At 68.6% G+C, this 10,588-nt stretch carries 10 protein-coding genes; all 10 read left to right on the top strand.

Going from position 1 to position 10,588, the window contains the following annotated elements:
• The first annotated feature begins 190 nt into the window (after positions 1 to 190).
• Positions 191 to 799: a CDP-alcohol phosphatidyltransferase family protein gene (locus ACFVHO_RS40150; RefSeq protein WP_385725488.1), complete on the top strand. Its 609-nt coding sequence runs from the start codon at positions 191 to 193 to the stop codon at positions 797 to 799.
• A gap of 112 nt (positions 800 to 911) precedes the next feature.
• Positions 912 to 3,407 carry a sugar phosphate nucleotidyltransferase gene (locus ACFVHO_RS40155; protein ID WP_385725489.1) on the top strand — a complete coding sequence of 832 codons (2,496 nt, stop codon included), beginning with the start codon at positions 912 to 914 and terminating at the stop codon, positions 3,405 to 3,407.
• Between the two features lie 89 nt (positions 3,408 to 3,496).
• On the top strand, positions 3,497 to 4,396 hold the full coding sequence (locus tag ACFVHO_RS40160) for a DUF881 domain-containing protein (protein ID WP_385725490.1): 900 nt from the start codon (positions 3,497 to 3,499) through the stop codon (positions 4,394 to 4,396).
• On the top strand, positions 4,393 to 4,725 hold the full coding sequence (locus ACFVHO_RS40165; RefSeq protein ID WP_003988855.1) for a small basic family protein: 333 nt from the start codon (positions 4,393 to 4,395) through the stop codon (positions 4,723 to 4,725). The genes ACFVHO_RS40160 and ACFVHO_RS40165 overlap by 4 nt, the downstream gene beginning before the upstream one ends.
• A gap of 56 nt (positions 4,726 to 4,781) precedes the next feature.
• Positions 4,782 to 5,624, top strand: a complete 843-nt coding sequence (locus tag ACFVHO_RS40170) for a DUF881 domain-containing protein (RefSeq protein ID WP_385725495.1) — start codon at positions 4,782 to 4,784, stop codon at positions 5,622 to 5,624.
• Positions 5,625 to 5,763: 139 nt separating this feature from the next.
• Entirely contained in the window at positions 5,764 to 6,648 is an 885-nt protein-coding gene (locus ACFVHO_RS40175) for an FHA domain-containing protein (RefSeq protein WP_385725491.1), read from the top strand.
• A 43-nt stretch (positions 6,649 to 6,691) separates the two neighbouring features.
• Entirely contained in the window at positions 6,692 to 7,435 is a 744-nt protein-coding gene (locus ACFVHO_RS40180) for a MerR family transcriptional regulator (RefSeq protein WP_385725492.1), read from the top strand.
• Between the two features lie 53 nt (positions 7,436 to 7,488).
• Positions 7,489 to 7,962 (top strand): bifunctional nuclease family protein, encoded by a 474-nt coding sequence (locus ACFVHO_RS40185; protein ID WP_005475662.1) that lies wholly within the window; start codon positions 7,489 to 7,491, stop codon positions 7,960 to 7,962.
• A 247-nt stretch (positions 7,963 to 8,209) separates the two neighbouring features.
• Complete coding sequence (locus ACFVHO_RS40190; RefSeq protein WP_385725493.1) at positions 8,210 to 8,842, top strand: MerR family transcriptional regulator; 633 nt, start codon at positions 8,210 to 8,212, stop codon at positions 8,840 to 8,842.
• A gap of 92 nt (positions 8,843 to 8,934) precedes the next feature.
• Positions 8,935 to 10,588 (top strand): DNA polymerase IV (locus ACFVHO_RS40195; RefSeq protein WP_385725494.1); only part of this gene is annotated, 1,654 nt, incomplete at its 3' end.

Genomic DNA, 10,588 nt, shown 5'->3' on the forward strand with positions numbered 1-10,588 from the left:
GCCCCCCGCATAAATTATTTTTATAAAGCGGTGGACCCCAGACTTGAGTCTGGGGACCACGGCTTTTTTTGTTTCCCGGATCGTTTTCGGAGCTTTTCCGGAGCCGCGCCACCCCCTCTGCACAGCCGTCTGACAACTGACGGTAAGGTCAGGGGGCATCATTGGCTCGTTCCCCACAGGAGGCCCCCGGGTGGAGGTCCAGGAGACTCGCGTCCAGACGGACCGGGTCCTCACCATCCCGAACATCCTCAGCATGGCGCGTCTCGTCGGTGTGCCCGTCTTCCTGTGGCTGATCCTCAGGCCGGAGTTCGGCGGGCCGAACAGTGACGGCTGGGCGCTGCTGGTGCTCGCGCTGAGCGGCGTCAGTGACTATCTCGACGGCAAACTGGCGCGGCGATGGAACCAGATCAGCAACCTGGGCCGGCTCCTCGACCCGGCAGCCGATCGGCTGTATATCCTCTCGACGCTTGTCGGCCTCACCTGGCGGGAGATTCTGCCGCTGTGGCTGACCGGACTGCTACTGCTGCGCGAACTGGTTCTGCTGGTGATGGTCTGGATCCTCCGGCGACACGGCTATCCGCCGCCGCAGGTGAACTTCCTGGGCAAGGCCGCGACCTTCAACTTGATGTACGCCTTTCCGCTGCTGCTGCTCAGTGACGGAAGTGGCTGGATCCATACACTCGCTGCTATTTTCGGATGGGCGTTCGCCGGATGGGGTACAACGCTGTACTGGTGGGCAGGGATCCTCTACGTGGTTCAGGTCCGCCGACTTGTCAAGACGGATGCCATGGCCGATTGAGCCCGTCAAAATGACGGGTGGGGCGGCCGGAAGGCTCGTACCTGAGTGAACGGGCCAATCCTGGCAGGCTGAGTCGGCTAGATCGTCGTCTATCAAGGAGGACGTTTCCGACATGAAGGCCGTCGTGATGGCCGGGGGCGAAGGCACCCGCCTGCGCCCCATGACCTCGAGCATGCCCAAGCCGCTCCTGCCGGTTGCCAACCGGCCGATCATGGAGCATGTGCTGCGCCTGCTGAAGAAGCATGGGCTCACCGAGACCGTAGTGACAGTCCAGTTCCTGGCGTCGCTCGTCAAGAATTACTTCGGCGACGGTGAAGAGCTCGGAATGGAGCTCACCTATGCCAATGAGGAGAAGCCACTCGGCACCGCCGGCAGCGTGAAGAACGCTGAAGAGGCGCTGAAGGACGATGCCTTTGTCGTCATCTCCGGTGACGCTCTGACCGACTTCGACCTCACCGATCTGATCCGCTTCCACAAGGAGAAAGGCGCGCTTGTCACCGTCTGTCTGACACGCGTCCCCAATCCACTGGAATTCGGCATCACCATCGTCGATGAAGAAGGCAAGGTCGAGCGCTTCCTGGAGAAGCCGACCTGGGGGCAGGTCTTCTCCGACACGGTGAACACGGGCATCTACGTGATGGAGCCCGAGGTCTTCGACTACGTCGAGGCGGATGTGCCGGTCGACTGGTCGGGTGACGTCTTCCCGCAGCTCATGAAGGAAGGCAAGCCCATCTACGGCTACATCGCCGAGGGCTACTGGGAGGACGTCGGCACCCACGAGAGCTACGTGAAGGCCCAGGCGGACGTCCTTGAAGGAAAGGTCGACGTCGAACTCGACGGCTTCGAGATCTCGCCCGGCGTATGGGTCGCCGAAGGTGCCGAAGTGCATCCCGACGCCGTACTCCGCGGTCCGCTGTACGTCGGTGACTACGCGAAGATCGAAGCGGACGCCGAGATTCGTGAGCACACGGTCGTCGGCTCGAACGTGGTCGTCAAGAGCGGAGCGTTCCTGCACAAGGCAGTCGTGCACGACAACGTCTACATCGGGCAGCACAGCAATCTCAGAGGCTGCGTCGTCGGGAAGAACACCGACATCATGCGGGCCTCCCGGATCGAGGACGGCGCGGTCATCGGCGACGAATGCCTCGTCGGTGAAGAATCGATCATCCAGGGGAATGTGCGGGTCTATCCGTTCAAGACGATCGAGGCCGGAGCGTTCGTCAACACCTCCGTCATCTGGGAGTCCCGCGGACAGGCGCATCTCTTCGGCGCCCGAGGCGTCTCCGGCATCCTGAACGTGGAGATCACACCGGAACTCGCCGTGCGGCTCGCCGGCGCGTACGCGACGACGCTCAAGAAGGGCTCCACCGTCACCACGGCGCGTGACCACTCCCGTGGCGCGCGGGCCCTGAAGCGAGCCGTGATCTCCGCTCTCCAGGCCAGTGCCATCGACGTACGCGACCTGGAGAACGTGCCGCTGCCGGTCGCCCGGCAGCAGACGGCGCGTGGCAGTGCCGGCGGCATCATGATCCGGACGACGACGGGGGTGCCGGACTCCGTCGACATCATGTTCTTCGACGGGCGCGGAGCGGACCTTTCGCAGGCGAGCCAGCGCAAGCTCGACCGGGTGTACGCGCGTCAGGAGTACCGGCGCGCCTTCCCCGGCGAGATCGGGGACCTGCACTTCCCCGCCAGCGTCTTCGACTCCTACACCGGGTCGCTGCTGCGCAATGTCGACACGACGGGCATCGCTGAGTCGGAACTCAAGGTCGTCGTGGACGCGTCCAACGGCAGTGCCGGACTGGTCCTGCCCAGCCTCCTTGGGAAGCTCGGCGTCGACGCGCTGACGATCAACCCGGGGCTCGACGAGTCACGGCCCACCGAATCGGCCGACGCGCGCCGGTCCGGTCTGATGCGGCTCGGTGAGATCGTGGCGTCGGCCCGCGCGGCCTTCGGGGTGCGTTTCGACCCCGTGGGCGAGCGGCTTTCGCTCGTCGACGAGAAGGGGCGGATCGTCGAGGACGACAGGGCCCTGCTGGTGATGCTGGACCTGGTGGCCGCGGAGCGGCGCAGCGGGCGGGTGGCGCTGCCGGTGACCACGACACGTATCGCCGAGCAGGTCGCGGCTTACCACGGCACCCAGGTGGAGTGGACGACGACGTCACCGGACGATCTGACCCGGGTCGGACGTGGTGATTCGACGGTCTTCGGTGGCGACGGACGCGGTGGGTTCATCGTGCCCGAGTTCAGCAGCGTCTTCGACGGCACGGCGGCGTTCGTGCGGCTCATCGGGCTTGTGGCGCGTACGCAGCTCACGCTCAGCCAGATCGACGCCAGGATCCCGCGTGCACACGTCCTGAGGCGTGACCTCGCCACTCCCTGGGCCGTCAAGGGCCTGGTGATGCGGCATGTCGTGGAGGCCGCGGGCGAGCGGTCCGTGGACACGACGGACGGAGTACGGGTCGTGGAGGCCGACGGACGCTGGGTGCTCGTACTGCCCGACCCGGCGGAGGCCGTCACGCACCTGTGGGCCGAGGGGCCCGACGACGCGTCCGCCCAGGCGCTGCTCGACGAGTGGGCCGCGGTGGTGGACAGCGCCGGGCACTGATGGCGCATATGTGCCGGACAGCACCCGTAAGTGGCGCTGTCCGGCACGCCGGTGGGGCCGTTCGGAGGTAGTGCCCGCGACGTGCGACGATGTGCGGCATGCCGCAGCAGCCCCCCGTTCGGAGCACCGTCTCGCGCCCTCGGCGCCCGGACGCCTCCATGTCGCTGCTCACCACCGTCATGGACCACAGTCTGGACGAGGGGTACGCGGAGGCCGCCGCCCGCAAGAGGGAAACCGGCACAGGTGGAGTTCCCAAGACGCTGCGGGCCAAGCTGGGACTCGCGGTCGGCCTGGTGCTGGCCGCGCTCGTGGTGACCGTGGGTGCGGCGCAGGCGCGGATAGCGGCGCCGGAGCTGGCCAAGGAGCGTTCCGAGCTGATCGAGCGGGTCGAATCGGCGACCGCGGACGCGGACAAGCTCGAGGACGAGGTCGACGACCTGCGCGGCGATGTGAGTGCGCGTCAGCGGGCCGCGCTGGAGAAACACGGCGGTGGCCGGGCCGAGTTGGTGTCGCTGCTGTCCGGTGCGACGGAGGTGCACGGGCCGGGTGTGAAGCTCGTGGTCGACGACAAGAAGGAAGCCGACCAGGGCGGCGGCGGTCCGCGGGAGAGTTCCGGGTTCTCCGACAACGGCCGGGTGCGGGACCGCGACATGCAGCGGGTCGTCAACGGCCTGTGGGAGTCGGGCGCCGAGGCCATCGCGATCAACGACCAGCGGCTGACCGCGCTGTCGGCGATCAGGGCGGCCGGTGACGCGATACTGGTCGACAACAAGCCGCTGGTGCCGCCGTATACGGTGCTCGCGGTGGGTGACGGGCAGAAGCTGAGCACGAGGTTCCAGAACAGCGTCGACGGCCAGTATCTGCACGGTCTGCAGGAGAATTTCGGCGTCCGGACCAGCATTTCCGCGGTGGAGGACATCCGGCTTCCGGCCGCGCCCAGTGTGACCGTACGAACAGCAGAGCCGAAGGCAGGAAAGGGCACATCGTGATCGCCGTACTGGGCCTCGTCGTGGGAGTCGTGGCCGGATTGTTGGTTCGGCCCGAGGTTCCGGCGGTGGTCGAGCCGTATCTTCCGATCGCCGTGGTGGCCGCGCTGGACGCGGTGTTCGGCGGTCTGCGCGCGATGCTCGACGGCATCTTCGACGACAAGGTCTTCGTGGTGTCGTTCCTGTCGAACGTGGTGGTGGCCGCGCTGATCGTCTTCCTGGGCGACAAGCTGGGTGTGGGCGCGCAGCTGTCCACCGGTGTCGTCGTGGTCCTCGGCATCCGGATCTTCTCCAACGCCGCGGCGATCCGCCGGCATGTCTTCCGGGCGTGACGCGGATGAGTCCCATGGACCCCAAGAACTCCAAGAGCCCCAAGGACCCCAAGGGCATGGACAACCCACCTGAGGACGGCAGGCGCAGGGAACTGCCCGCCGAGGTCCCGGTGACGGCCCGCACGGCCGCTGACGGGCCGCCCGAAGGGCAGAGCGGAGGCTCCGGAGGTCCCTCTCTGACCGGCCGTCAGAGGCTCGTACAGGGGATCTGGCCGCCGCGCCTGACGCGCGCGCAACTCATCGTCGCCCTGCTGCTGTTCGTTCTGGGCCTCGGACTCGCCATCCAGGTGCGGTCCACGAACGACAGCAGTGCGCTGCGTGGGGCACGACAGGAAGATCTCGTACGTATTCTCGATGAACTGGATGACCGAACTCAGCGTCTGGAAGATGAGAAGCGGACACTGGAGGAACAGCGCACCGGTCTCGAGAACAGCTCGGACCAGGCCGAGGAGGCCCGCAAGCAGACTGCCGAGAGGGAACGACAGCTCGGCATTCTGGCGGGCACCGTGGCCGCGCAGGGCCCCGGCATCACGCTGACCATCGACGACAAGAAGGGGACGGTTGAGGCTGACATGCTGCTCGACGCCATCCAGGAGTTGCGCGCCGCCGGTGCGGAGGCCATCCAGGTCAATGACGTCAGGGTGGTGGCCAGTACCCATCTGTCGGACGCGACGGGCGGCGGTGTACGGGTGGACGGCCGGAAGGTCTCCGCGCCCTACCGCTTCAAGGTCATCGGCAAGCCGCAGGACCTGGAGCCGGCACTGAACATCCCTGGAGGAGTGGTGCAGACTCTGGAGAAGGAGCAGGCCACGGTCACTGTCGCACGTACGGAGAAGATCGTCGTGGATGCCTTGCGACCGGCGAAGCGGCCTGACTACGCTCGGTCGTCCTCCCAGTGAGCCGGGGGCGCATGGGGGCCGTTGGTCCAGGGCATGAGGTTGCGGGGGGTCGGCGCACCGCAGACGGGGTGCGTGGTGGAAACTGTTTGGCGGCTACGGACGTTGTGAGGATGTCCGTGGTGCCGCGGTATGACGGTGTGTGCAATCAGGGTTCGTCCTGCCCCACGGGCGGGTCTGTTTCAGTCAAGGGGAATCGCCCGTGAAGTTGTTTGCGAAGTTGTTCGGCAAGAGCGCACGTGAAGACGCCCGTCATCGTGCGCCGCGCGCTGGAGACGTGCCGGAGACGCAGGTGGGCGAGCGCCCGCTGTTCCGGGACCAGGTCGGCGGAGACATTTCGGGCGGACAGGGCGCGTCGTCTGTTGACCCTGCCAGTTCCGGCCGCATAGGTTTCGGAGAACCGTCAACCTCAAGTACGGGTGGAGGGTTTACCCCCGACCCGTACGCGTCCAATGCCCCTGCGGGGCAGCCGCGGCAGGAGGATCCGTCCATGTCGGCCCTGGTGTGTACGAGGTGCGGGAACCGCAACGCGCAGGCGAGCCGGTTCTGTTCCAACTGCGGTGCGCCGCTGCGGGCCGGAGCGGTCGCCGAGCGTCCCTCCGAGACCACTTCGACGATCTCCATCTCCGGACTCGAGGCCTACGACGCCGAGGTCACGGGGCAGACCCCGTCCCCGGCGCTGTCGCCCGAGGCCCAGGCGGCCGTGGACGCGCTGCCGCTCGGCTCGGCGCTCCTCGTGGTGCGACGCGGTCCGAACTCGGGCAGCCGCTTCCTCCTGGACGGCGAGCTGACGACGGCGGGACGCCACCCGCAGAGCGACATCTTCCTGGACGACGTGACCGTGTCACGCCGCCACGTGGAGTTCCGTCGCCTCGCGGACGGCTCCTTCACCGTCGCCGACGTGGGCAGCCTCAACGGCACGTATGTGAACCGGGAGCGGATCGACTCCGTCGCGCTGTCCAACGGTGACGAGGTGCAGATCGGCAAGTACCGGCTGGTCTTCTACGCGAGCCAGCGGGGCATCTGACCCTCCCCCAGACTCCGTCTGGGGGGACCCCCAGGGAAGGTCCATGCTGCACACAACGAGGGGCGGTGCCGGAAACGGCACCGCCGCCGCGGATCACCGGCTGATGAGCATCGGCACCGTGCTGAACGTGCTGCGTGACGAGTTTCCCGAGGTCACCATCTCCAAGATCAGGTTCTTGGAGTCCGAAGGCCTCATCGAGCCGCAGCGCACGCCGTCCGGCTACCGCAAGTTCAGCCCGGAGGACGTCGAGCGGCTCGGGTACGTCCTGCGGATGCAGCGCGACCACTACCTGCCGCTCAAGGTGATCCGCGAGCAGCTGGACGCCACGGAGCGCGGCGAGGTCCCCGTCGTGCCCGCCCCCGGGCAGTCGCCCGAATCCGCCGACAGCGAACTCGCCGAGGCCGACGAGGAGCGCACGGCGGCACGCCTCGGCCGGGACACCCTGCTGGCCGCCGCCGAGGCCGACGAGGTGCAGCTCGCCGAGTGGGAGACGTACGGCCTGATCACGCCCCTGCCTGACGGGAGCTACGACGCGGACGCCGTGACGGTGGCCGCGCTGGTCGTCGAACTCGGGCGATTCGGTATCGAACCACGCCATCTGCGGGCCATGAAATCGGCCGCCGACCGGGAGGCGGGCCTCGTCGAGCAGGTCGTCGCCCCGCTGCGCAGGCACCGCAATCCGCAGACCAGGGCCCATGCGGAGGCCCGTACGAAGGAGCTCGCGGGGCTCACCGGCAGGCTGCACGCGGCGCTCGTGCACAGTGCGCTCGGTGTCCGGGTGCGCTGACCCGATCGGTGCCCGACTACCCAAACCTGCCGGGCACGTCCTAGGGTTGCTGTGTGAACGAGCTCGACGTCGTAGGTGTCCGGGTCGAAATGCCCTCCAACCAGCCGATCGTGCTCCTGCGTGAAGTGGGAGGCGACCGGTACCTCCCCATCTGGATCGGACCAGGGGAGGCGACCGCCATCGCCTTCGCACAGCAGGGCATGGCGCCCGCACGGCCGCTGACGCACGACCTGTTCAAGGACGTGCTGGAGGCCGTAGGCCAGGAGCTCACCGAAGTACGCATCACCGACCTGCGGGAAGGCGTGTTCTACGCCGAGCTGGTCTTCGCCAGCGGGGTCGAGGTGAGCGCGCGGCCCTCCGACGCCATAGCGCTGGCGCTGCGCACAGGGACGCCGATCTTCGGCAGTGACGGGGTGCTCGACGACGCCGGGATCGCCATTCCGGACGAGCAGGAGGACGAGGTGGAGAAGTTCCGCGAGTTCCTCGACCAGATCTCGCCCGAGGACTTCGGCACCAACAGCCAGTGAGCCGCTGTGGGCGGCGAATCCGGCGCTTCGGCCGGCCTTCGACGGCCGGTGGGGCGCCGTCGTTCGTCGGCCCGTAGGACCCCTCCGGGAGGCCGTCCCCGGATCATTCGGCTAGCCTTTCCCCGCAGCATGGGCGGGGAAACCACTCGCAGGGTGATTATCACCCGGCGTGCCGAGTGTGGCGTTCGTTGACGAGCCCCTGGTGACTGCCTACCGTCGAGGAGGCAGGTCAAGGACGGAGGTCGGCGTGAGAAGCAGCGGCGACGGCACGGCGGTGGGCGGTCCGTACCCGCATCACAGCAGCTCGGCCGATCACTCTCCGAAACGCCCGGTGGCAGTGCCCGGCGGCACCTCCGGACCGGAAGGTCAGGAGGAGAGCCCCGAGCAGGACCGGGTCGGATATCGGGGGCCCACGGCGTGCGCCGCCGCGGGCATTACGTACCGCCAGTTGGACTACTGGGCGCGGACCGGGCTCGTCGAGCCCAGCGTGCGCGCGGCCGGTGGCTCCGGGACCCAGCGGCTCTACAGCTTCCGTGACGTGGTCGTTCTGAAGATCGTGAAGCGGTTCCTCGACACCGGGGTGTCGCTGCAGAACATCCGCACCACGGTCCAGCACCTGCGGGACAGCGGATTCCGGGACCTGGAGCGCACGACGCTGATGAGCGACGGGGCGACGGTCTATGAGTGCACCTCGCCCAGCGAGGTGCACGATCTGCTCCAGGGCGGGCAGGGTGTCTTCGGGATCGCCGTGGGCGTCGTGTGGCGCGATGTGGAGGCCGCCCTGTCGCAGCTCCACGGGGAGCGCATCGACACCGGGGAGACCCTGATGGGGCACCACCCCGGGGACGAGCTCGCGAGGCGGCGCAACCGGGCCGTGTGAGGCGGTCGGCGGCGACGGGCAGTAGGTCCGGCGGGGCGGTCGTGCCTGGTGGCTCAGGGGCATTGTCAGTGGCTTAGGGCAGCATCGGAGATGTGAGGACCGCGCCGACGATTCTGCATCTCGACATGGACGCCTTCTACGCGTCCGCCGAGCAGGCTGCCAAGCCGAGCCTGCGGGGCAAGGCTGTCGTCGTGGGCGGGCTCGGCCCGCGCGGTGTGGTCGCCACCGCCTCCTACGAGGCGCGTCGGTTCGGGGTGCACTCGGCGATGCCCATGGGGCAGGCGCGGCGGCTCGCGCCGAACGCCGCGTATCTCGTGCCCCGGTTCTCGTTCTACCGGGAGATCAGCGACCAGGTGATGCGGCTCCTGCGGGAGCTGTCGCCGCTGGTGGAGCCACTGAGCCTGGACGAAGCCTTCGTGGACCTGGAGGCGGGCGGCGTCGCGTCGGACGAGGCGGCCGCGCGGGCCGTGGGGGAGCGGCTGCGGGCGGACATCCTGCGGGTCACGGGACTGACCGGGTCCGTGGGGCTCGCCGTGTCCAAGATGCTGGCGAAGATCGCCTCCGAGCAGGCCAAGCCGGACGGGCTCCTGCTGATATCGCCGGGTTCGGAGCGGGAGCTGCTCGCGCCCATGACCGTGCGGACGCTGCCCGGGGTGGGGCCCGCGACCGGCGACCATCTGCGAAGAGCCGGGATCACCACCGTCGGGGAGCTGGCCGAGGCCGGCGAGGACGAGCTCGTACGGCTCCTGGGGAAGGCCCACGGCGGGTCGCTGTACGCGATGGCGCTGGCGCGGGACGAGCGGCCCGTAGTGGCCGAGCGGGACACCAAGTCGGTCAGTGTCGAGGACACGTACGACGTGGACATCCACGACCGGGTGCGGGTCCGGATGGAGGTGGCACGCCTCGCCGACCGGTGCGTGCAGCGGCTGCGGGACGCGGGGCACTCCGGGCGGACCATCGTCCTGAAGGTACGGCGCTTCGACTTCTCGACCCTGACGCGCTCCGAGACGCTGCGCGGCCCCACGGACGACCCCGGGGTGGTGCGGGAGGCGGCCGCCCGGCTCCTCGAGTCCGTGGACACGACGGGCGGGGTGCGGTTGCTGGGGGTCGGGGTGAGCGGCCTCACGGACTACACGCAGGAGGATCTGTTCGCGCAGGCGCAGGCGCAGGCCGAGGCTGCGGGTGCGGGAGCCGGGGTGGCTGAGGCGGGGGAGCGGGACGGGGCGGAGCTTGGGTTGGGGGAGCGGAGTGGTGGCGAAGTGCTGGACGCGGGCCTGCGGGGTGAGGCTGCGGGCGGGGGTGAGTCTGGTGGTGAGGGGGCTGGTGGTGCGGTGATTGGGGGTGGTGAACCTGTTGGTGGGGCGCTGAGTGGTGGTGCGTCTGGCGGTGGAGGGCTTGTAGGTGGGGTTTCTGGTGGCGGCGAGAGCAGTGGTGGGGAGGCTGTGCCGTTGGCCGAGCGCCGGTGGCCGGCCGGGCACGACGTGCGGCATGCGGTGCACGGGGCGGGGTGGGTGCAGGGGAGCGGTCTGGGGCGGGTGACGGTGCGGTTCGAGACGCCGGGGTCGGGGCCGGGGCGGGTGCGGACGTTCCGGACGGATGATCCGGAACTGGAGCCTTCGGATCCGTTGCCTTTGGTGGCGGGGGGCGTGGAGGTGGGGGCCCGGGGTGCGGAGGGCGCGGAGGGCGCGGAGGGTGAGCCTGTCGGGGGTGCGGTGGCTTTGGGGCATGGTGGCGGCACTGCGCGGG

The sequence above is a fragment of the Streptomyces sp. NPDC127108 genome, assembly GCF_042677545.1.
Lineage (GTDB): Bacteria > Actinomycetota > Actinomycetes > Streptomycetales > Streptomycetaceae > Streptomyces.